This window comes from Parvularcula oceani (assembly GCF_000733125.1).
GTDB lineage: Bacteria > Pseudomonadota > Alphaproteobacteria > Caulobacterales > Parvularculaceae > Parvularcula > Parvularcula oceani.
Window position 1 is genome coordinate 97,382 of record NZ_JPHU01000006.1, and the last position, 22,114, is coordinate 119,495.

The 22,114-nt window shown below is 67.1% G+C and carries 17 protein-coding genes and 1 tRNA gene; 3 read left to right on the forward strand and 15 right to left on the reverse strand.

What is annotated here, in order from left to right; all coding sequences use genetic code 11:
• Nucleotides 1–93: 93 nt before the first annotated feature.
• The 8 genes from IE88_RS0108365 to IE88_RS0108400 all read right to left on the reverse strand — a co-directional run bounded on the left by IE88_RS0108365 (nucleotide 94) and on the right by IE88_RS0108400 (nucleotide 6,488).
• Complete coding sequence (locus tag IE88_RS0108365; RefSeq protein ID WP_031552907.1) at nucleotides 94–1,014, reverse strand: DUF4394 domain-containing protein; 921 nt, start codon at nucleotides 1,012–1,014, stop codon at nucleotides 94–96.
• 113 nt (nucleotides 1,015–1,127) lie between these two features.
• Nucleotides 1,128–1,565, reverse strand: a complete 438-nt coding sequence (locus tag IE88_RS18535; RefSeq protein WP_202900461.1) for a response regulator — start codon at nucleotides 1,563–1,565, stop codon at nucleotides 1,128–1,130.
• Nucleotides 1,566–1,577: 12 nt separating this feature from the next.
• Entirely contained in the window at nucleotides 1,578–2,585 is a 1,008-nt protein-coding gene (locus IE88_RS0108375) for a sensor histidine kinase (protein WP_031552913.1), read from the reverse strand.
• Nucleotides 2,586–2,724: 139 nt separating this feature from the next.
• Nucleotides 2,725–2,800, reverse strand: a tRNA-Lys gene (locus IE88_RS0108380).
• A 44-nt stretch (nucleotides 2,801–2,844) separates the two neighbouring features.
• Nucleotides 2,845–3,981 carry a tRNA guanosine(34) transglycosylase Tgt gene (tgt, locus tag IE88_RS0108385; protein WP_031552916.1) on the reverse strand — a complete coding sequence of 379 codons (1,137 nt, stop codon included), beginning with the start codon at nucleotides 3,979–3,981 and terminating at the stop codon, nucleotides 2,845–2,847.
• Nucleotides 3,978–5,033 carry a tRNA preQ1(34) S-adenosylmethionine ribosyltransferase-isomerase QueA gene (gene queA / locus IE88_RS0108390; RefSeq protein ID WP_031552919.1) on the reverse strand — a complete coding sequence of 352 codons (1,056 nt, stop codon included), beginning with the start codon at nucleotides 5,031–5,033 and terminating at the stop codon, nucleotides 3,978–3,980. Before queA ends, tgt begins: the two co-directional genes overlap by 4 nt.
• Nucleotides 5,034–5,172: 139 nt before the next feature.
• Nucleotides 5,173–5,613, reverse strand: a complete 441-nt coding sequence (locus IE88_RS0108395; protein ID WP_031552921.1) for a peptidylprolyl isomerase — start codon at nucleotides 5,611–5,613, stop codon at nucleotides 5,173–5,175.
• Nucleotides 5,610–6,488, reverse strand: a complete 879-nt coding sequence (locus IE88_RS0108400; RefSeq protein WP_031552923.1) for a peptidylprolyl isomerase — start codon at nucleotides 6,486–6,488, stop codon at nucleotides 5,610–5,612. Before IE88_RS0108400 ends, IE88_RS0108395 begins: the two co-directional genes overlap by 4 nt.
• Before the next feature lie 190 nt (nucleotides 6,489–6,678).
• On the opposite strand from IE88_RS0108400, the gene IE88_RS16505 reads away from it, so the two are divergent.
• Nucleotides 6,679–7,110, forward strand: a complete 432-nt coding sequence (locus IE88_RS16505; protein ID WP_051881723.1) for a response regulator — start codon at nucleotides 6,679–6,681, stop codon at nucleotides 7,108–7,110.
• A 2-nt stretch (nucleotides 7,111–7,112) separates the two neighbouring features.
• Here IE88_RS16505 and coaD read toward each other — a convergent pair whose 3' ends face one another.
• Together coaD and gyrA are read right to left on the reverse strand one after the other, a co-directional pair.
• Nucleotides 7,113–7,616 (reverse strand): pantetheine-phosphate adenylyltransferase, encoded by a 504-nt coding sequence (gene coaD, locus IE88_RS0108410; RefSeq protein ID WP_031552926.1) that lies wholly within the window; start codon nucleotides 7,614–7,616, stop codon nucleotides 7,113–7,115.
• Nucleotides 7,613–10,351 (reverse strand): DNA gyrase subunit A, encoded by a 2,739-nt coding sequence (gene gyrA / locus IE88_RS0108415; protein WP_051881757.1) that lies wholly within the window; start codon nucleotides 10,349–10,351, stop codon nucleotides 7,613–7,615. Before gyrA ends, coaD begins: the two co-directional genes overlap by 4 nt.
• 170 nt (nucleotides 10,352–10,521) lie before the next feature.
• Between gyrA and IE88_RS0108420 the strand changes: the two genes are divergently transcribed.
• Complete coding sequence (locus tag IE88_RS0108420) at nucleotides 10,522–11,163, forward strand: superoxide dismutase family protein (RefSeq protein WP_162178323.1); 642 nt, start codon at nucleotides 10,522–10,524, stop codon at nucleotides 11,161–11,163.
• Complete coding sequence (locus tag IE88_RS0108425; RefSeq protein ID WP_081871543.1) at nucleotides 11,160–11,576, forward strand: secondary thiamine-phosphate synthase enzyme YjbQ; 417 nt, start codon at nucleotides 11,160–11,162, stop codon at nucleotides 11,574–11,576. Before IE88_RS0108420 ends, IE88_RS0108425 begins: the two co-directional genes overlap by 4 nt.
• Here IE88_RS0108425 and IE88_RS0108430 read toward each other — a convergent pair.
• The 5 genes from IE88_RS0108430 to IE88_RS0108450 all read right to left on the reverse strand — a co-directional run bounded on the left by IE88_RS0108430 (nucleotide 11,561) and on the right by IE88_RS0108450 (nucleotide 21,973).
• Nucleotides 11,561–12,790: an MFS transporter gene (locus tag IE88_RS0108430; protein ID WP_156032507.1), complete on the reverse strand. Its 1,230-nt coding sequence runs from the start codon at nucleotides 12,788–12,790 to the stop codon at nucleotides 11,561–11,563. The two genes, IE88_RS0108425 and IE88_RS0108430, sit on opposite strands and share 16 nt — an antisense overlap.
• Before the next feature lie 182 nt (nucleotides 12,791–12,972).
• Complete coding sequence (locus IE88_RS0108435; RefSeq protein WP_031552944.1) at nucleotides 12,973–15,336, reverse strand: glucan 1,4-alpha-glucosidase; 2,364 nt, start codon at nucleotides 15,334–15,336, stop codon at nucleotides 12,973–12,975.
• A 17-nt stretch (nucleotides 15,337–15,353) separates the two neighbouring features.
• The gene (locus tag IE88_RS0108440) at nucleotides 15,354–17,459 is read right to left on the reverse strand and encodes a glycoside hydrolase family 97 protein (protein ID WP_051881729.1); all 2,106 of its coding nucleotides are present in this window, start codon (nucleotides 17,457–17,459) and stop codon (nucleotides 15,354–15,356) included.
• Nucleotides 17,443–18,978: a tryptophan halogenase family protein gene (locus tag IE88_RS0108445; RefSeq protein ID WP_031552950.1), complete on the reverse strand. Its 1,536-nt coding sequence runs from the start codon at nucleotides 18,976–18,978 to the stop codon at nucleotides 17,443–17,445. Before IE88_RS0108445 ends, IE88_RS0108440 begins: the two co-directional genes overlap by 17 nt.
• 61 nt (nucleotides 18,979–19,039) lie before the next feature.
• Nucleotides 19,040–21,973, reverse strand: coding sequence for a TonB-dependent receptor (locus IE88_RS0108450; protein WP_031552954.1), 2,934 nt, complete (start codon nucleotides 21,971–21,973; stop codon nucleotides 19,040–19,042).
• Nucleotides 21,974–22,114: the final 141 nt, after the last annotated feature.

The window sequence follows — 22,114 nt, forward strand, 5'->3', positions numbered from 1 at the left end:
CTTCGCCTGCGCGAAGGGTTTTTCTTGCGTCTTCCGAACGGGACGCGGGGGCGCCTCGCGGCGCCCCCGGCCTCTCCCCCAGCCTGTCAGGGCTCAGGCTGCGCGTTTGCGCCTGCGCATCGCCCCGATAGCGCCGGCGCCGGTCAGGAACAGGAGGCCTGCGGCAGGCAGCGGAATGGGATCGGTCGGCACGAAGACGGCGAGGCCCTGAAGCGGGCCGAACTCGCCGCTGACCGTGCTGATCATGGTGGCGACCGCGAGGCCGAGGTCGATCTCGTAAAAGGCGGTGCCGTCGACCGTGGTCAGCAGGGCATAGGCGATGTTCTCGCCGTCGGGCGAGGTGAAGATGTCGAAGCCGCCGACGGAGGCGAAGTCGATGTTCTCGCCGCTGCTCATCATGGTCAGCGCGCCGACGCGGTCGATGTCGCCATTGTTGTTGCCGAGGATGCCGAGCGTATCCGTCTGGCTGTCCAGCACGTATTGCGTCGTGCCGAGAACGTCGGCTTCCGCCTCCGGCACCTGATTGGTGTAGGCGTTTCCGATCACGTTCGGCCCGACCAGCTCGGACGAATATCCTTCGTCGTAGAAGAGATCGGTAACACGCGTGACCGTGCCCCCATTCGGATCGTAGACGATGTTGTCACCCGCGACGCTGACGAGGCGGACGGCATCGAGCGTCGGGTTGAAGTCGAGCCCGACAATGTCCGTCTGCACGTCGACCGGGCTTTCGAAGACGAGGCTGGTCGCGCCCGTCATCGGGTCGATCAGGAAGAAGCTATCGGAGTCCTGGGAGTAGCCATAAAGCTGACCCGTCTCGGGGCGATAGGTGATGGTATCCAGGGAGTCCGCATCACCGGAGAGGTCCACGCCCGTGAAGCCGGTGCCGTCGGGTGCGAACTGGACGAGGGTGTTGCCATTGTCGCCGAGGCTGAAGGCCATATGCGCGGCATTCGCGGTGCCGAACGAGAGCGCGGCCACTGCGGCGCTCGCGGCGAGTGTCTTGAGAAGAGTCATAACAGGCTCCTTGTTACGAGCCGTATCGCCGCGCAGGCCGCGCGGCGCGCCCCTCCCTCGGAACGGGCCCGTCACATCAAGGACGGATTAACCATGAGCGCGGTTTGCCCTTCTCACTCCGATGTGACCCCGGAGTGCCGATCCGAGCTCTTCGCTGCGTCCTGCTCGTCGGCAGAACCGGTCCTACCCCCGTGCAGGCAGGGCAGGATCTCGCGGAGCTTTTCGAGCGTATAGGGCTTGGTCAGGACCGGGCAGTCCGCAAAGCGGCTTTCGATCCCCTCCCCGCCGTAACCGGTCTGGAAGGTCAACGGGATGCCCCGCTCCCGAAGCACTTCGGCGATCGGGAAGGACAGATCCTGATTGAGCCGGACATCGAGGATCGCGAAGTCAAAATCGCCTCTGCGCGCCTGGGCCAGGCCGTCCTGCAGGGTGGCGCTTCTGGTGACCCGCTCCACCCCGAGGTCGTGCAGATAGCCTTCGACCAGCATCGCCACCATGAACTCGTCCTCGACGAGCAGGGCGTGCAGTCGGGTCGATCCGCTTCCGGTCAATTCAGAGGCTCCTCAGGCCGCGATGTGCCCGCTTTGGGCGAGGAAGGTCAGCCGGACCTTCAAGCCTTCGGCGAGAAAGGAGATCTCGGCCTTCCCTTCGGGCTCTGTCGGCATGAGGCCCCTGATCAGCGTCAGGCCGAACCCCGTTCCTTCAGGTTCACGAACGGCCGGACCGCCGGTTTCGGTCCATGTCATCTCGCACAATTGTTCCTCGCCATGGGGCGAACAGGTCCACCGCACGGCGATGCGTCCCTCCTGCGTGCTGAGGGCGCCATGCTTGAGCGCGTTCGTCGCCAGCTCGTGCAGGGCCATGGTCAGGCTCACGGCGGTCTTCGCCGGCAACCACGCCTCCGGCCCCTCGACGCTGCAACGCTCCTCTCGGTCTCCGCAGAACGGCAGGAGCGCCGAACGGACGACGGCGGGGATCGGCGCTCCGGTCCAGCTCTCATTGGTCAGAATCGAATGCGCGCTCGCGAGGGCGTCGATGCGCTCGATGAAGGCCTTGCGGCCTTCCGCGACACTCCGATCGTCGGGGAAGGAACGGGTGGCGAGCGACTGCACGATGGTGAGCGTGTTCCGGACGCGGTGGTTCAGCTCGTGGGAGATCGTCCTCAGGCGGTCCTCGTCGCGCTTCAGATCGGTGATGTCGAGGACGTGGCCGATGAACTTCTCGACCTGTCCCTCCTGATCGCGCAGAGGGGTTCCGCGGACCGAGATCCACCGCTCTTCGCCGTCGGGCCGCCGGATCCGGCACTGGAAGGACCAGGGCTCGCCCTCCTCCAGTGAGCGCCCATAACGTTCGCGCACTGCGGGCCGATCGGCCTCGACGACGTGGTCCACGAACATCTCATAGGTCCATTCGGGCAGGCCCTCGGGATAGCCGAAGATCTCGTCATGGCGCCGATTGCGCCAGGCCGAGCCGTTCTTCGTATCGAGCTCCCATGCGCCGATGCCGGAATGCTCCAGCACGAAACGCAGGTGATCGGCTTCGCTTCCGCTTCGCGGTATACTCTTCGGCATCGAAAATCCCGCCTGCCATGGATCGCCCAGATAACAGTCCGCACCGCCCGATGGAACAGCGGCACCGGCGCAGGCCCGGCTTCGCCTCGCGGGCGGGGATGTCAGGCGCGGGTGCCGATCCGAGATCTGGGAAATGCAATGGTGAGCCCGACAGGATTCGAACCTGTGACCCGCTGATTAAAAGTCAGCTGCTCTACCAACTGAGCTACGGGCCCACTCGGGCTGCGAAGTAGAGGCGCGAGGCGGCAGCGTCAACAGGTCAGGACGCGCTTTTCGCCCGCCTTTCGATATGATTTTCCCGAAATTCCGCTGCCCAGTCGGCGAAGCGGTCTTCGGCGATGGCCTGCCGCATGGCGCGCATCATGCGCTGGTAGAAATCGAGATTGTGCCAGGTGAGAAGGGTCGCCGCGAGATACTCTCCTGCGCGGAAGAGGTGGTGGAGATAGGCCTTGGAATAGTCGCGCGAGGCGGGACAGTCCGAATCGGGGTCGAGCGGGCTCTCGTCGTCGGCGAAGCGGGCATTGCTGAGATTGAGCGGGCCGTTCCAGGTCCAGGCCTGGCCGTGCCGCCCTGCCCGCGTCGGCAGGACGCAGTCGAACATGTCGACGCCGCGCTCGACCGCGCCGACGATGTCGAGCGGCTTGCCCACGCCCATCAGATAGCGCGGCTTGTCCTGCGGCAGGAGCGGCGTCGTGACGTCGAGGACGCCGAACATCGGCTCCCGCCCCTCGCCGACGGCCAGCCCTCCAATGGAATAGCCGTGAAAGCCGAGGTCGATCAGGCCGCGCGCCGAGGCTGCGCGCTGCTCTTCGAAGACCGAGCCCTGTACGATGCCGAACAGCGCCTGGTGCTCTCCCGCCAGCTTCTCGAACGCGTCCTTCGATCGCTTCGCCCAGCGCAGCGACATCTCCAGGCTCTCGCGCGAGGCGTCCTTTTCGATCGGAAAGGGCGGGCATTCGTCGAGCTGCATCTGGATATCCGAATGCAGGAGGCACTGGATCTCGATCGACCGTTCAGGGGTCAGCATGTGCCGCGAGCCGTCGATATGGCTCGCGAACTTCACGCCCTCCTCGGTCAGCTTGCGGATGTCGGTCAGCGACATGACCTGGAAGCCGCCCGAATCGGTCAGGATCGGACCGTCCCAGCCCATGAAGCGGTGAAGCCCGCCAAAGCGGTCCACCCGCTCCGCCGTAGGGCGCAGCATCAGGTGATAGGTGTTGCCGAGCACGACCTGCGCGCCCGTCGCCGCGACATCGCGGAACTGCATCGCCTTGACCGTCCCGGCCGTGCCGACCGGCATGAAGGCGGGCGTGTCGATCGGCCCGCGCGACGTCGTGATGCGCCCGCGGCGCGCCTGGCCGTCCGTGTGCATCAGGTCGAAGGAAAAGCGGGTCATTCGGCTCTCTCCAGAAGGCAGGCATCGCCATAGGAATAGAAGCGGTAGCCCGCCTCGACCGCATGGGCATAGGCGGACTTCATGCGTTCGGTTCCGGCGAAGGCGCAGACCAGCATGAACAGGGTCGAGCGCGGAAGGTGGAAGTTGGTCAGGAGGACGTCGCAGGTCCTGAAGCGGTGGCCCGGCGTGATGAAGATGTCGGTCTCGCCCGAGAACGGCGCGATGGCGCCATCCGCCGAGGCGGCCTCGACGAGGCGCAGCGACGTTGTCCCGACACAGACGATCCGGCGGCCCTCGGCCCTCGCTTCGGCGATCCTCGCCGCGGTCTCCGCGGACAGCTCGCCGCGCTCGGAATGCATCTCGTGGTCTTCGGGCCGCTCCGCGCTGACCGGCAGGAATGTGCCGGCCCCGACATGCAGGGTCGCCCGGACGCTGCCGATCCCGCGCGTTTCGAGTTCTGCGAGGAGCTCGGGCGTGAAGTGGAGGCCGGCGGTCGGGGCGGCGACGGAACTCGCTTCGGCCCGCGCATAGACGGTCTGATAACGGTCCGCATCGGCCTCGTCGGCGGCCCGTTTGCGCGCGATATAGGGCGGCAGGGGCATCTGCCCCGCCGCGGCCAGGGCCGCATCGATCGGTCCGTCGGCCTTGAGCGCGAGCTCGATCTCGCCGCCGTCGCGGCGCCTGACCTCCCCCGACAGCCCCGCGCCGAAATCGAGCCGGTCCCCTGCCCGCAGGCGCTTGGTCGGCCGGGCGAAGGCGCGCCAGACAGTGCCCTCGGCGAGCGGGGACAGGAGGTTCACGTCCACCGTCACCGCGCCGCCGCCGCCCACCTGCCGGGCGGGACGGACCCCCTTGAGCGCGGCGGGCAGCACGCGCGTGTCGTTGAGGACCAGGAGGTCGCCCTCTCGAAGGAGCGTGGGCAGCTCCGAGAAGACATGATCGCCAAGCCCCCCGCCCTTCACATGAAGCAGGCGGGAGCGGTCGCGGCGGTCCGCCGGGCGGAGCGCGATCCTGTCATCGGGCAGGTCGAAATCGAAGTCGGAGGTTCTCACGGGCCGCCTTTAGCGGAACGCGGTGCCCGGACCAGCCGCGAACGAAGAGCGTCCTGCGGGCACAGGCGCCGGGGCGGGCCCGGTTTCCGCGGAGGAAGAGAGGGGGAGGCCCGCCCCCGGAGGAGCGGGCCGGCGGACCTTACGCCTTGCGGAAGGTCTTGATCTTGGTGGGGTTCCTGGGCGGCTCGCCCTTGTTGATCGCGTGCACGGCATCCATGCCTTCGGTGACGCGGCCCCATGCCGTGTACTGCTTGTCGAGGAAGGTCGCATCGTCGAGGCAGATGAAGAACTGGCTCGATGCCGAATTCGGATCCTGCGCGCGCGCCATGGAGCAGACGCCCTCGACATGCGGCGTGTCGTTGAATTCCGCCGGGATGTTCTGATCGGCGCCGCCCGTGCCATTGCCGGTCGGATCGCCGCCCTGCGCCATGAAGCCCTCGATGACGCGGTGGAAGGTCAGCCCGTCGTAAAAGCCCTCTTCGGCGAGGCGGGTGATCTGCTCGACATGCTTAGGCGCCTTGTCGGGGAAGGTCTCGATGACGACGTCGCCCGTTTCGAGCTCAAGCTTGAGTTTGCTCATGATTGTATCTCTTCGTTCACGCGGACCGGAACGGTCACATTGCACACATCGTCTAGGTAACCCGTCCGCGAGATGGCACCCGTCCGCTGCAAATAAGCAGCGAAGGTCTCCGAATCGCTGCGCAGGACCTCGACCTTGGGCCGCTCGGCCTCGGGCATGTCGGCCGCGATGCGCGCCCTGACGATCGGTGTCGGGCGCTCGGGCGGCTCGCCGCGATTGATTCGGCGCATATTGCGCTGGCCCTCGACCACGCGGCCCCAGACGGTATAGCGCTGGTCGAGGCTGGTGCGGTTGTCGCCGAACATGACGAAGAACTGGCTGTTCGCCGAATTCGGATCGTTCGCCCTCGCCATGGACAGGACGCCGGGGCAGTGCAGGCCCCAGAGCGCCACATCGTCCTGCGCCACGAATTCGCGCATCGTCGGCGGCTGCGTGCCGACGGGCACGGCGCCGACAAATCCCACCTGGGCCGCGCGATTGTCGCGTCCGATGGGAGAGAACGTCGCCACGCCGCTCATCGGCTGGGCGAATTCCCCCTGAAGGTCCGGAAGATCCGAGCCGCCCTGCCCGGTGCCGGTGGGGTCCCCGCCCTGCGCCATGAAGCCGTCGATGACGCGGTGGAAGGCGACGCCGTCATAGAAGCCCTGGCGCGTCAGCTCGCGGATGCGCTCGACATGGGCCGGGGCGAGGTCGGGCCGCATCTCGATCAGCATGGTGCCGCTGGGCAGGTCCATGACCAGAAGGTTCTCGGGGGCGACCGGCTCCCAGACCTCGTCGGGGGCGCGCTCGAGAATCGCCTGCGGCGTCTGGGCCGCGCCGGCCCCCTGCTGCGCAAGCGCGGCGAGTGCAGCCGCCGCGAATAGCTGTCCGATCATGCTGGCCAAATCCTTCCTGCCGACCCGCCTTCTAGCGATGGCGCGGCCTTTGGGCCACTGCCCCCGGGCTTAACGCTCCGCAAGCCGTGCGATGACGAATACGTGCATTGCAACAGGGCCGACAACTTTTAGCCTCGCGAAGTGTTAAGGGAACATAAACCTATATCGGCGGGGTGCGGAGAGGTCGGAGATGATGGTCGAGACGGAAGCCAATATCGACATGGCGGCGCTGACGGTGACGGGAGAACCCGAAGCGGCCTCGCTCGAAGGGCGGCGCGTGCTTGTGGCGGAGGACAATGTGATCCTCTCCATGCACCTTTCTCTGGTCCTGGAACGCGCGGGCGCGACCGTGCTCGGTCCCTATCCCGATGCCGCCGAAGCCCTGACCGCCCTCAAGGGCAGCAGCGCGCCGGATGCCGCGGTTCTCGACTACTGGCTCGCCGAGGGCGACAGCAGCCAGATCGCCTCGCGCCTGACCGACATGCACGTGCCCTTCGCGTTCTTCACCAGCCACGACCCCGATGAGTTGCAGCCCTGGTCGGAGAGCGCGCCCGTCCTGACCAAGCCCACCGATGACCGGGAGATCGTCGACACGATGACCGGCCTGTTGTCCGGCCAGTAGGATCAGCCCCGGCCGACCTTGGCCAGCAGCCGCCGCGCCACCGATGGCGGCACGAAATCGTCGATATCGCCGCCGAGCTTCGCGATTTCCTTGACCAACCGCGAGGCGATGGCCTGGTAGCGCGCATCCGCCATCAGGAAGACGGTCTCCACCTCCTCGTTGAGGAAGCTGTTCATCCCGACCATCTGGAATTCGTATTCGAAGTCGGAAACGGCGCGCAGCCCGCGAATGATCACCTGGCAGCCGTTCTGCTCGGCGAAATGCATCAGGAGCCCGTCAAAGGGCACGACCTTGATCTGCGCCCGCGCCTCGGAATCGATTCCGTCCAGAGCCTCGCGGACCATGTCGACCCGCTCGTCGAGATCGAAGAGCGGGCCCTTTCCGGCATTGACCGCCACGCCGACCAGCAGCGTGTCCACGAGCTTCACCGCCCGCTTGATGATGTCGATATGGCCGAGCGTGAGCGGATCGAACGTGCCGGGGTAAAGGCCGGTGAGGCGGGTCATGAGGCCGCTCCGCCCTTGTCCTGCTCGGGCGCATCGCCCGCCTCGTCCAGCGCCTCGTTCGCTTCGGCTTCGGGCACGTGCTCGACGGAAACGACTCGTTCGCCCTTGCGGGTGTTGAGGATCGTCACGCCCTGCGTGTTCCGGCCGGCGACGCGGATATCGGCGATGGGCGTCCGGATCAGCTGTCCGCCATCGGTGACCAGCATGATCTCGTCGCCGTCCTCGACCGGGAAGGAGGCGGCGACGGCGCCGTTCCGCTCGGTCGTCTGGATGGCGATGATGCCCTTCCCGCCCCTGTTCGAGGTCCGGTATTCATAGGAGCTCGACCGCTTGCCGTAACCGTTCTCGGTGACCGCGAGAATGAACTGCTCGCGGGCGCCGAACTCTGCGAGGCGTTCGGGCGACAGCGCTGCGGCGGCGCCCTCCTCGTCCGCATCCGAGCCCTCGGTCTCGCCCTCGCCCGCAGCCCTGCGCGCGGCGGCCGAAGCCTTGAGATAGGCCCGCAGCTCTTCGGGCTCGGCATCGACGTGGTGCAGGATGGCCATGGAGATGACGTGGTCGCCGTCGGCCAGCCGGATGCCGCGCACGCCGGTGCTCGTCCGCCCGCTGAAGACGCGGACATTGTCGACCGGGAAGCGGATCGCCATGCCCTCGGCCGTGGTCAGGAGGACGTCGTTCGCTTCGGAGGCGAGCGACACGCCGACCAGCACGTCGCCCTCGTCGAGCTTCATCGCGATCTTGCCGGCCCGGTTCACATTGGTGAAGTCGGACAGCGTGTTCCGGCGGACACCGCCCGAACGGGTGGCGAAGAGGATGTCCATCCGTCCCCACTCGTCCTCGTCGTCGGGCAGCGGCAGGATGTTCGTCACCCGCTCGTCCTGGGACAGGGGCAAGAGGTTGATGAAGGCCTTGCCGCGCGCGGTCGGCGCGCCTTCGGGCAGGCGCCAGAGCTTGAGCTTGTAGACCATGCCCTGGTCCGTGAAGAACAGAAGCGGCGTGTGCGTATTGCCGACGAAGAGCTGGGCGACGAAATCCTCGTCCTTCATCGACATGCCCGAGCGGCCCTTCCCGCCCCGGCGCTGCGCGCGATAGGTGTCGAGCGCGGTCCGCTTGACATAGCCCGAATGGGTCACGGTCACGACCATGTCCTCGCGCGCGATGAGGTCCTCGTCCTCCATCTCGATCGCGTCGATGAACTGCGAGCGCCGAGGCGTGGCGAACTCGTCGCGCACTTCGGTCAGCTCGTCCTTGATGATCGTCAGGACGCGGTTCCGGTCGCGCAGGATTTCGAGATAGTCCGCGATGCGCTCGGCGAGCGATTTCAGCTCGTCGCCGATCTCGTCGCGGCCGAGCGCGGTCAGGCGCTGAAGGCGCAGGTCGAGGATCGCCCGCGCCTGCACCTCGGTCAGCCTGAGCGTGCCCGCCTCGGTCAGGGCGCTGCGCGGATCGGCGACGAGGGCGACGAGCGGCGCCATGTCGGCGGCGTCCCAGTCGCGCGCCATCAGCGCCTCGCGCGCCGCGCCCGGATTGGGCGCCGAGCGGATGAGCCTGACGACTTCGTCGATGTTCGCGACCGCGATGGCGAGGCCGACCAGCACATGCGCCCGGTCGCGCGCCTTGGCGAGCTCGTATTTCGTGCGCCGCGTGACGACTTCCTCGCGGAAGCGCACGAAGGCCTCGAGCACGGTCCGCAGCGTCATCTGCTCGGGCCGGCCCTGGTTGAGCGCCAGCATGTTGACGCCGAACGAAGTCTGAAGCTGGCTCTGCTTGTAGAGGTTGTTGAGCACGACCTCCGGGTTCGCGTCGCGCTTCAGCTCGACCACCACGCGGATGCCCTGCCGGTCGCTTTCGTCGCGCAGGTCGGAGATGCCCTCGATCCGCTTCTCGCGGACGAGCGAGGCGATCTTCTCGACCATGGCCGACTTGTTCACCTGATAGGGAATCTCGGTGATGATGATGGCCTGGCGGTCCTTGCGGACCTCCTCGATGGCGGTGACGCCGCGCATGACGACCGAGCCGCGCCCGGTCAGAAGGCCCTGGCGCGCGCCGGACTGGCCGAGGATCTGCGCGCCGGTCGGAAAGTCCGGGCCGGGCACGATCTCGATCAGCTCGCTGTCGGCGATCTGCGGATCGTCGATCAAGGCGATGGTGGCATCCACCACTTCGCCGAGATTGTGGGGCGGGATATTGGTCGCCATGCCGACCGCGATGCCGCCGCCGCCATTGACCAGGAGGTTCGGAAAGCGCGCGGGCAGGACGACGGGCTCGGCCTCCGAGCCGTCATAGTTGTCCTGCTTGTCGACCGTTTCCTGGTCGATGTCGGCGAGCAGCGCCGTGGCGGACTTCGCCATGCGCACTTCGGTGTAACGCATGGCCGCGGGCGGGTCGTTGTCGATCGAGCCGAAATTGCCCTGCCCGTCCAGAAGCGGCAGGCGCAGGGAAAAGTCCTGCGCCATGCGCACCAGCGCGTCATAGACCGCCGAGTCGCCATGCGGGTGGTATTTGCCGATCACGTCGCCGACGACGCGGGCGGACTTCTTGTAGGGCTTGTCGTGCGTGTACTTGTTCTCGTGCATCGACCACAGGATGCGGCGATGCACGGGTTTCAGGCCGTCGCGCGCATCCGGGATGGCGCGGCTGACGATCACGCTCATCGCGTAGTCGAGATAAGACCGCTCCATCTCGTCGGTGATCGAGATCGTGCTCGCCCCGGGAGGCAGAGGCGGCGGCATCATGTTCTCAGGCGCCGTGCCCTCCGCGGGGTCGACCCCGTCGCCATCGACTGCTTCGGTTTCCGGTGTGTTGTCGTCGTCTGCCACAAGCGCCCTAGGTTCAATTCCGTGAGTCGATGTGGGCTTTAGCATTTCGGGTCCGAGAGGGCCAGCGGAACCCCTGGAGGTGGACGATGACACATAAGACGCAACTCGCTGTAATCATGGCGCTTTCCCTGCCGCTGATCGCGTGTCAGAGCTATGCGGGACAATCCGCCGATACTTCGATGGACATGGGCATGCAGGAGGGGGCCTCGGACACGGTGCCGAACAGTCCGCATGACGAGGAGCGGCACGACCAGATCATGGCTCTCGACGACCTGCCGGGCGGCGCCGGACTCGAAGGCACCTTCCTCAATACCGACGGCGAAGAGGCCGGCACGGTCATGCTGCAGGAAACGCCGAACGGGCTTCTGGTCCGGGTCGACGTGATGGGTGTCGAGGAAGGTTTCCACGGCGTCCACCTGCACGAAACCGGCCTTTGCGAGCCCGAGGAAGGCTTCACCACGGCCGGCGGGCACGCCGCGCCGAACGGCAATTCCCACGGCTTCCGCGTCGATGGCGGCCCGCATGCCGGCGACCTGCCCAACGGCTTCGCCCATCGCGACGGCCACCTGCGGACAGACCTCTTCGGCAGCGGGACCATGCTCGCCGACCTTCAGGACAGCGACGGCTTCGCCGTGATGGTCCATTCGGGCGCCGACGACTATGAAAGCCAGCCGAGCGGCGACGCCGGATCGCGCGTCGCCTGCGCCGCCTTCGAAGGCGGCATGTGAGGCAGGCCCATGGCAGGCTCCGGGTCCGCACCGGCGGGCCCGGCTTCACCAAGGTGACGGCGAAGCTCTCGGAGTGGCTCGAAGAGCAGGAGGCCGGGAACGGCCTCCTGACCGTGCTCGTCCGGCACACTTCCGCTTCGCTCGTCATTCAGGAGAACGCGGACCCGGACGTCATGCGCGATCTCGGCGATGCGCTGGATCGCCTTGCGCCGCGTGATGCCGGCTACCGACACGATGCGGAGGGGCCGGACGACATGCCCGCGCATATCCGCTCCGCCCTCACCGCGACCAGCCTCGGCATTCCCGTCCTGGACGGCCGGATGGACCTCGGCACCTGGCAGGGCGTCTATGTGGCGGAGCATCGCGACCGCCCGCATGAGCGGACGCTGTCGCTGCATTACGCTGGCGACTGAGGCTCGGTGCGCGGATCGAGCGCATAGGCCGCCGGCGTCGTTCTCGGCACGGGGACGAAGGGCGCGGTGGCCTCGGGCGGCGCGCGGCGCGCGATCCTGATCACGGTCAGAACCGTCATCGCGGCATAGACCGCGCCGATCCAAACGAACAGCGCCTCGCTGCCGAACAGGCGCATGACCTGCGCGGCCAGCACCGGCCCCGCCACGGCGACGAGCCCGAAAAGGAGCAGGAGGCCGCCGCTGACCGCCAGCGCTCCGCCGGGCTCGGCGTGGTCGTTCGCATGGGCCACGATGATGCCGTAGCAGGGCAGCGCGAACAGGCCGAAGACGAAGGCCGCGCCGACCAGCGCTTCGGCGGACTGGGCGCCGAAGCCCGGCATGGCGAGAGCGCTGGCCGCGGCCCCGACCGTGCAGCCCACGAGGACGAGGCGGCGGTCGATCCGGTCGGACAGCCAGCCCACCGGCCACTGGGCGATGGCGCCGCCGAAGACGATGGCGCCGATGAAGAGGCCGATCGCCGTCGCGTCATAGCCGAGCCCCGAGACGAAGAGCGGGCTCATCGACCAGTAGGCGGAAGCCGAAAGGCCGATCATCCCCGCCCCGAGAGCGGCCACGGGCGAGACGCGCCAGAGCCGCCGCAGGTCGAGCTTGGCGGAGGCGGGCGGCAGCGGCGCCTCCGTGCGCGACAGCGCGACCGGCACCAGCGAAAGCGACAGGCCGATCGAGATCAGCGCGAAAAGCAGGAAGCCCGTGGGATCGAACAGGCCGAACACGGCCTGGAGCGCGGTCACCGCCGTGAAGTCGACGATGCGGTACACGGACAGCACCTGGCCGCGCGTGGCATTGGTGCTCCGCTCGTTGAGCCAGCTTTCGAGAATCATCTGCAAGGCGGCGAAGCTGAAGCCGGTGACGATCCGCAGAACGATCCAGAACCACGGCAGAACCAGCAGCGCATGAGCGAGGGCAACGGCCGAGGCGATGGAGGCGAAGGCGGTGAAGGCGCGGATATGGCCGACATCCCGCACGAAAGCCGGAACGACCCGGCATCCCGCGATCATCCCCGCATAATAGCCGGACAGGAACAGGCCGATCACCGTCGGCGAGAAGCCTTCGAGCTCCCCGCGCACGGCGAGAAGCGTCGTTTGCAGTCCGTTGCCGCCGAGGAGGATGGCAGCAGCGGCCAGCAGGGGCCAGAGCGAGAAGAGAAGCCGCAAGACGCTGATCCGGCGGACGAGCCGCAAATGAGCTGGAAGAGACAAGCCGCCTTGCGCGAGGAAAAGCGGCCGGGCGATGGGCCGGGCAATAGGCCCGGCGACCGGGCGAGGTCAACATTCCTCCGGCGGACCGGACTGGGAAGGCAGCGCCCTCCCTTCCGCCCCGCCGGAGGACCCCGGTATCAGTCCCGCGCGTAGCGCTCTTCCACGGGCGCATAGCGGTCCCAGACCCGCTCATCGCGCAGCGAGCGGAGAAGCTTGACATATTCGGCATGGGTCCAGGCCAGCGGCGTCGCCGAGTTCGTTCCCTCGCCCGGCGTATAGTCATAGGCGGTGGGATCGCCGACCCCGTCCCAGACCTGTTCGGGCAGCATCAGCCCTTCATTGGCGAAGAGCTCCATCGCGCGGACATGGGTGGCCGCCACCTCTTCGGGCGGCATGCCCGCTGCGAGCTCGTAATGGCCGCGCTCGCCGGTGAAGAAGGGCCAGACCCGGCCGCGCTGCCCCGGCGTCATCCGGCCGTAATTCGCGCCCGTCTCGGCATCGCCGCCATAGCCGTCATTGCCGTAGCGCCGCCAGCCGGGAAAGGCCCCCTCCTCGCCCTCGAAGGTGAACTCGTATTTGACCCGGTAATGGTCCTCCAGCGCCTGGTCGTCGAGTTCCGGCAGGCTTTCGGTAATCGAGGCAACATCGGCCGGGCGCACGCCGTAACGAACGAGCTCGAGGAAGCCCGCATCGAGCACGCGGTCCTCGGCGACGCCTTCCTGACCGTTGGCGGGACCCGTCGGGCCCCGGTCGTCCGGGTCCTCGTTCCGGGTGATGCGGAGGAAGTAGCGCCCGTCGCCATAGCGCCCTTCAGTCGTGAACATGGTGTCCTCGATCCGCGCCTCATAGGCGTCGGCCGCTTCGAGGAAACGCCGGGCATCGTCGCCGCGCCCCAGCGCCTCCGCCATATCGGCGGCGCTGACGAGCCCGGCGATGACGGCCGCCGTCGTGGAGGGCGAGTAGCCTTCCTGCTCCTCCCAGCGTTCCTGCTGGGTGCGCGGCGGGATCACCTCGCCCTGATTGTAGTCGAGATCGGTCTCGCCGCCTTCGGTCAGGAAGACCGCAGCCGGGCGCAGCATGCCGTCATAGGACGCCCGCAACTCTTCCTCGGAAAGGACGCCCGCCTGCCAGAGCTTCCATCCCAGCATGATCGGCATGGCCGTCTGGTCGAGCTGCACCATGACCCATTCGCGTTCGCCGTCGACATGGGTCTTCTGCAGGAACCAGCCGGTCGCGCCCTCGTTTCCGGGCATGTCCTCCGTCACCTGAATGTCCGGCAGGTAGTCGAAGGCCGCCCGCGCCGTCTCCTCGTCGCCCATGGCGAGGAAGGCCATGGCGACCTGATAGAAGTCGCGCGGCCAGACCGCCTTGTAGCCGGTCGAGCTTTCCGCCGCCGAGACCGTGTCGCCCCACGGATTGGACAAGGATGCGATCAGGGCGCCGGGATGGGTCTTGTCCTCCTGCGCCTTGAGGACGAGCGCGCTCGCATAGGCGAGCCTGCCGCCGTCGCGCGCTTCTTCGGCGAGGTCCGGCAGCGCGTCGAGCGATGCGATATAGTCGGACCAGCCGACCGCCGCGCCCTCTCCGTTGTAATTGGCGAGGATCGTGTCATAGCCCTCGGCGAGCGAGCCGTCCGCTTCTTCGCGCGCCGCCTCGCGGCTGTCGCCGAAGCCGATAGCGAGGTCGAAGGTGACGCTTTCCCCGGGGCGGAGTTCTGCCAGCTTGCCGGTCATGGCGACATTGCCGGGCGCCTCGCCGGTCGTATCGTAGCGCTCTTCGAGCCCGCCGCTCCGACGAAGCTGGCTCAGCCCGTCCGAGGCACCGACAAAGCCTGCCGAAGCGGCCTCGAAGGGGGACGAAGGCACGACGGCGAGCGCGCTTTCGCCGTCCGAGGCAATGAGCGCGTCCTCGCCGGCCGAAGCGGTGTCGTCGTCGCCCGTATTGGCGACATGCGGATTGACGAGGAGGTAGGGCGTGACCGGCTCTTCGCCCAAGGCACGGATGGTCGTCCGCACGAAGAGGGTCTGGCGATCAGGGTCGGTGAAGACGTCCTTGACGGCCTCGTAGCGCCCCTCCTCGTCCCGCGTCGTGACGCGATAGGCGAGCGAAAGCGGGCGGCCTTCATCGTCCGTGGAGAGGTATTCGATCTCGAACTCGGTGTCCTCGCCTTCGACGTCGACGAAGCCCTCGCCCACGAAGGCGAGCTTCATGTCCTTGATCTGGGCCTCGTGGATCAGGCCGGCCATGGTCTCGGTGACGATCCCTTCGGCGAGGGAGAACCACACCTTGGATACCGGCGCGGTCGGCGCCTCGCCGTCCTCCCCCGCATAGGCCTCATAGGACGTCCCGATGCCGGTCTTGCCAGAAAAGGCCCATACGGAGGGGTCGCCCGGCGCGCCGGGCGCGATGGCGGCCGGGGCTGCATCCTGCGCGCCGGTCGCGCTGCATGCGCCGAGTGCCGCGGCGAGGACACCGAGCGAAACCGTGCTCCTGATACGCATCATTCGCTTCTCCTGTCTCATCCTTGGGCCGGGACCAGGCGGACGGCCGCGCCGCCGCCGGGCGCGAGCGGCAGGTCCAGCGTGTCGCCGGACGTCACTTCACGGCTCTCTATGGCGATGGGATAGGGGTTCGTCTCCCAGTCCGCGCCCTCGCCGTCCCTGTAGATCTCGGCGGTATAGGTCCGCCCCTCCTCGAGGAAGCCGAGCGGCACATCCAGCGCGCGGCCCTCCTCGTCCGTGACCGCGCCGAGATACCAATCCTCGCCGCCGCGGCGCTGGCGCGCGATGACGACATAGTCGCCGACTTCGCCCGCAAGCGCGATCGACTCTTCCCAGTCCGTCGGCACGTCCTTGATGAACTGGAAGGGCTCGGGCTTCTCCTCGTAGTGCTCGACCAGGTCGGCCGCCATCTGGATGGGGCTGTAGAGCACGACATAGAGGGCGAGCTGCTTTGCCAGCGTCGTGCGCACATCGGGGCGCGGCTCGCCGCCGGGATAGGCGGGCGGGCTGCCTTCGCCCGCTTCGGGCCGCAGCTTGAAGATGCCGGGGGTGTAGTCCATCGGCCCCGACAGCATGCGAGTGTAAGGCAGGATTGCGGTGTGCTCGGGCGGATTGGGCGGCTGGCCCCAGGCGTCGTATTCGCTGCCCCGCGCGCCTTCACGGCTGATCCAGTTGGGATAGGTCCGCCGCAGCCCCGTATCCTTGACCGGCTCGTGCGTGTTGATCGAGATTTCCCGCTCGGCCGCCTCGCGCAGCGCCGTGAGGTGATGCTCCACGGCGGCCTGCCCGTCATGATATTCGTAATGGGCGACCCCGTCCTCGCCCACCCGCTTGAGTTCGCCGCCATCGGCGACATAGCCGGTCTTCACCTGCGCGACGCCGAGGCGTTCATAGAGGTCGTAGGCCGCCTCCATCTGCTTCTCGTAGTTCGTGATGTTGCCGGAGGTCTCGTGGTGCCCGATCAGGCGCACGCCCTTCTGCCGGGCATAGTCCGCCACCTCCTCGATATCGAAATCGGGATAGCTCTCGGTGAAGCTGAAGACGTCGCCGTTCTCGTACCAGTCGCCGTCCCAGCCTTCGTTCCAGCCCTCGACCAGGACGCCCGAGAAGCCGTGCTCGGCGGCGAAATCGATGACGGCCTTGGTGTTCTCGGTCGTCGCGCCGTGAAGCGGGCCCGAGCCCCAGGTCTGGGTGCCCAGATGCATGCCCCACCAGATGCCGAGATATTTGCCCGGTTCCACCCATGACACATCGCCGAGCGCATTCGGCTCGTTCAGGTTCAGATAGATGTCCGTCCCGTTGATCAGGCCTGGCGCATCCTCTGCGACCTGGATCACCCGCCAGGGCGTTTCGAAGGGGGCTTCGAGCTTCACCTTCGGGCCGTCCGCACGCGGCGCGAGATCCGCTTCGAGGCGGTTGCCGCGGCCGAGCGTCAGGCTCATTCCGGAATAGTCGACCAGCGCCGCCTCGTGGATCGAGAGATGCGTGCCGCCGCCGAGTTCGAAGGTGACCGGTGTATGGACGGTGTGGATGTCGCCGAGCGGCGTTTCCTCGTAGATGTACTCGTAGCGGTTCCACATGCGCGCCGGAATCCACCAGGCCGTCGTATCCGCCTCGGGCAGAACGAATTCGGTCAGCTCGTCGGTGATCGCCACCTCCCCGCGGAGGCTGCGCTGTTTCGGCACCTCGTAGCGGAAGCCGAGGCCGTCATCGAAGACGCGGACGCGCAGGTCGAACCGCCGCCGCTCATCCTCTTCGTCCATGAAGGTGACGAGAAGCTCGTTGTGGCGGTCCTCGACGATGCGCCGCTCGCCCCAGGGCTGCTCCCAGCTTTCGTCCGCCGCTGCGCGGTCCTTCTCTTCGAGAACCATTCCCTCCTGAAAGCCGCGGTGCTCCGCGAAACGCATGCCCAGCTGCGAAGGCTCGACCACCGTCTCACCCTCGAAGGTCACGGCATAGGTGGGCCGGCCCGCGCCGTCCGTGGACAGCGTGACCACAAGGTCTCCATGGGGCGATGCGACCTCGAGATCCTGCGCGGAGGCGGCGCCCGCGAGAGCGAGGGTTCCGGCAGCAGAGAGTAACAGCGTTTTCAACAAGTTTGCCTCCTTAGGCTCGATTTTCATCACCTGACAGCGCTGCCGGGTCCGTTCCGGTCAGCCTCGCAACGGCATCTTCGTGAGTGGGCAGGCGTTCGGCCGTTCGCCCGATCAGGTTTCTCGTATTCGCAAGGATGCTCCGCAGGCGCTCTTCGGGCAGCGCGTTCGCGGCGGGCGCCCAGCCTTCGGGCCGCACGCCCTGTCCTTCGAGGACTTGCACCCATCCCGTTTCGGTGAAGAGCTCGCTCTCTTCGGCGAAGAAGCGGCCGCCGGCGCGGAACAGCGAGAGCCGCCGTTCCAGGCTTTCGGGCAAGGCGGCCGACCGCCGCTCGTCCCAGAACGGCTCTCCTGCCCTTCCATTGACGGCGTAGTGCAGCACGAGGAAATCGCGGATGCGCTCCCACTCGGTTCGTGTACGCTGATTATAGGCGTTGCACAGCGCTGGCTCCATAGAGCCCGTGGGGAAGGCTTGGACGAGCCGCTCCACGGCGGACTGGACGAGGTGGATCGAGGTCGATTCGAGCGGCTCCATGAAGCCTGCGGCGAGGCCGAGCGCGACGACGTTTCCGGCCCAAGCCTCGCGCCGCCGCCCGGTCCTGAAGGGGATGAGGCGGGGCTCTCCCTCCGCTTCTCCCTCGAGATTCCGGGTGAGCACGGCCGCCGCCTCGTCGTCGGACATATGCGCGCTCGAATAGACATGGCCGTTGCCGACGCGCCCCTGCAGAGGGATCCGCCACTGCCAGCCGGCTTTCCGCGCCATGGCTTGCGTGTAAGGGCGCAAGGCCGGGCCCGGCGCGCTGCGCACGGCGACAGCCCTGTCGCAAGGCAGGTGCGCGGACCAGTCCTCGAAGGGCACGCCCATCTCCTGGCCGATGAGCCGGCTCCGGAAGCCCGAGCAGTCGAGGAAGACTTCGCCTTTCACTCTGCGCCCGTCGCGGAGGGTGAGGGCCGAGACGTTCCCGGTTTCGTCGCTCTTCACGACCGCTTCGACCCGACCTTCGATCCGCTCCACCCCGGCCGCCTCCGCCGTCCGGCGCAGGAGCGTCGCGAAGCGGGTCGCGTCGAGGTGGAAGGCGGAGACGATGCCGCCGATGCGCGTATCGCCGATGCGCGGCAGCTGGGCGTAACGCCCGCTATAAGCAGCCTGCGCCGTCAGCGAATAGTCCCACAGCTCGCCGGCCTCGCCGCCTTGCTGCGCCCGGCGCAGATGATGGTGGAACGGCGCAAGGCCCAGCGGCAGGCCGAACTCGCCGAAGGCATGGATGTAGCGATGGCCGGGCGCCCTCCAGCCTTCGAAGGCGATGCCGAGCTTGAAGGTGGCGTCCGTCTCGGACAGCACCCTGCGGTCGTCCAGGCCAAGAAAGTTCAGAAGGTGCCGGATCTGCGGGATGGTCGCTTCGCCCACCCCGACCGTGCCGATCTCATCCGATTCGACGAGAGTGACCGCGACCGCAGGCCCGAGCGCCTTCGCCAGCACGGCAGCGGCCATCCACCCGGCGGTTCCGCCGCCCAGGATGACCACGCTCTCGATCTTCGATGCGTTCACGAGTCCTCTCCTGCGAAACCGGTGCGGGCGCGGCCCTGAGAGGGACCGCGCCCGCCGCCGATCAGAACCGGTAGGACGCGCCGATCAGATAGGTGCGGCCATAGCTCTGATAATCGATCACCCGCCGCTCGTCAGAGCCGTCTCCGTCAAGGGTGATGAAGGGCTCGTCGGTCAGGTTCAGCGCCTGCAGGGAAACGGACAGGCCGTCGAGCGGCCCGCCCTCTTCGAAGCGGTAGCCGATCTGGGCATCGACGATGCCCTCGGACTTGGCGGTGCGGAAGAGCCGGTTGGCGGAGATGCCGGACACCTCTGCCAGGAACTCGTCCCTATACCGATAGCTCACCCGGCTCTCGAACCCGCCGCGCTCGAAATAGGCGGTCGCATTGCCGACCCATTTGGACAGGCCGGGCACCTGGATGGCATCCGCGCCTTCTGTCAGCGTCACCTCGCTGTCGGTGTAGGAGACCGAGCCGAGAACGCCGAGCCCGCGCAGCGGTTCGGCGAAGTCGCCGAAGGGCACGGCGAAGCTGAACTCCGCGCCCATGATTTCGCCGTCGCCTTCATTGGTCGGGCCCGAGACGATGCCGTCCGTCGTTCCGAGATCGTCCACGAGGTCGTCGGGCACTTCGTTCAGGAACTGGCTGAAGTCGGCCACGAAGGAGCTCGACTCGTTCACATAGTCCTTGAGGTCCTTGTAGTAGCCGGCCAGCGCCACATAGCCGCCGGGGCTGAAATAGTGCTCGACCGACAGGTCTACGCCGTCGGCGATATAGGGCCGCAGCTGCGGGTTGCCGCCATTGGCGTTGAAGTAGACCTGTCCGGATTCGAGCGGATTGCCCAGGAATTGCGGCTGGAGGCTGAGGTTCAGGCTGGCGTTGAGGTTGTCCATCCGCGCGCGGGCCAGCGTCCGGGCAGCGCCGAAGCGGATCTGGGTCTCCTCCGTGACCGAGAAGATCAGGTTCACGCTGGGCAGAACATCCGTATACTCATCGCCGTCCGTCACGTCGACGATGTTCGCGCCGATCGAACCCGCATCGCTGACGTCCTCGCCCGGCTGGATCCGAATGCCGGAGGATGTCTGGTTCGTGTGCACCACCTGCACGCCGACATTGCCCGTCAGCGGCACCTGACCGAGCATGGCGTCGAGATCGGCGCGGATCCAGCCCTGCCAGATCTCCTCTTCGACGTTCCAGTCCTGCGGGAAGTTCAGGGACGAGCCGGCGACGGCGAGCGGCACGTAGAAATTGTCGACCAGATAGCGCGGATCGTAGGTCACCTGGGCGGGAATGCCAAGATAATCCATGCCCGCCTGCTCGTCGAGCAGCGCCTCCTGCGGGATCGGCGCCTCGGTCGCGCCGTTCGGCAGGGTCAGGAAGGACTGCTCGAAGACGCGCGATTTCTCGCGGTTCGAGAAGTTCACGCCCGCCTCGACTTCTTCGAGGAAGCCGTTCTCGAGGATCTTCTTGAGCGAGGCCTCGACCTGGAACAGCTCGTCCTCGGTGATCGGATTGTTGATGAATCCGGCCTGCACCAGCGGATTGCCGGTGTTGGGGTCGGTATTGCCCCCGCCCCAGCCCTGCGGGTCGGTCAGGACGAAAGAGCCCGGATCGCCATAGTCGAGATTGAGCGAGTTGAAATAGAAGAAGCCATCCTCCGTCCGCTGAAAAGCGAGGCGGTTGCCCGGATCGCCCCCGGCCGCGCCTCTGTTGTAGCTCGTTCCCGAATAGCTTTCGATCAGCTGGTCCTCGCGGTCGGCCACCGAATAGGCGATGTCCGCCTCGGCGATCCACGTCTCCGACAGGTCGTAGGTCGTGTTGAGCCCGGCCGAGAACAGCTCCGCCTCGCGACGGTTGAAGTCGTTCCTGACTACGCCGTAGACAGGCGAGTAGACGCCTTCGGTCACGAAGCCGTCGTCGAGCACCGGCGTGCCGGCCTCGACCACGGGGCCGCCCCCCCACAGAAGAGGCAGCTCGACGCCGCGCAGATACTGATCTTCCTGGAAGTCGGTGTAATAGACGTCCACGGCCGCCGAGAAGGCGTCGACCGGCTGCCATTCCACGATGCCGATCAGGCCGATCCGCTCGAGCTCGTTCGACTGGACATAGGGCTTGGCGCCGCCGATCACCGCGCCGTACTCGTCGAAGCTCAGGAACTCGTCGTCGCTGTCATCGTCGGGCGTGTCGCCGCCCGCGATCTGGCGCTGGCTGTCGATCGTGACGGTGCCTTCGGGCGTGATGAAGGACGGCGGATAGCCCCAGGCGTTGAAGCGCTCGTTCTGGGTCGGCGTGCCCTGATAGGCCGCGCCGAAGGCCCAGCCGAACGTGCCGTCCGCATTCTGGTCGGCGTAAGTGGCCGTCGCCCGCCAGCCGCTGTCATCGGCATCGGGGTTCAGCGCATCCGTGCCGTTGAACTCATAGCGCAGGCTCGTGGACAAGATGCGCTCCGACTGCTCCAGCGGGCGAAGGGTCCGAAGGTCGACCGTGCCCGCGAGGCCCTGTCCGATCAGGCCTGCATAGGGCGTCTTGTAGACGACCGCCGCCTGCAGGAGCTCCGCCGGGTACTGGTCGAATTCGACGCCGCGATTGTCGCCGGTCGAGACCTGTTGGCGCCCGTTGAGGAGCGCCGTCGAGAAATCGGGGCCGAGGCCGCGGATCGACAGGTTCTGCGCCCTGCCCTCGACCCGCTGGGTCGCAAGGCCGGGCAGGCGGCCGAGCGCCTCGGCGATGGAGACGTCCGGCAGCTTGCCGATATCCTCGGCCGACACCGCCTCGACGATCGAATCGGCGTTGCGCTTCGTCGTGACGGCGTTCTGAATCGAGCGGGCGAAACCTTCGACGACGATCACGTCCTGATCATAGTCGTCGTCGATCGCGTAATCCGCGATCTCGTCCGCCGTGTCGTCTTCCTGCGCGTTCGCAGCGCCCAGAACGAGCGCCGCGCCGGTCGCCGCGCTCATCATCAGGGCCGCGCGGCCCAGCCTGGCTTTGAACATCATCGCTCTTCCTCCCGTTTCCGGCTCCTTGCCCGGAGCCTCGTTCTTCGCCGCTTGGGCGCGGCCTCGGCGCGGAAGCTAGGGCTGAACGCTGCGTAATGCAAACGATGTCATTCATTGCACCGGCAAAAATGCAATCAATTG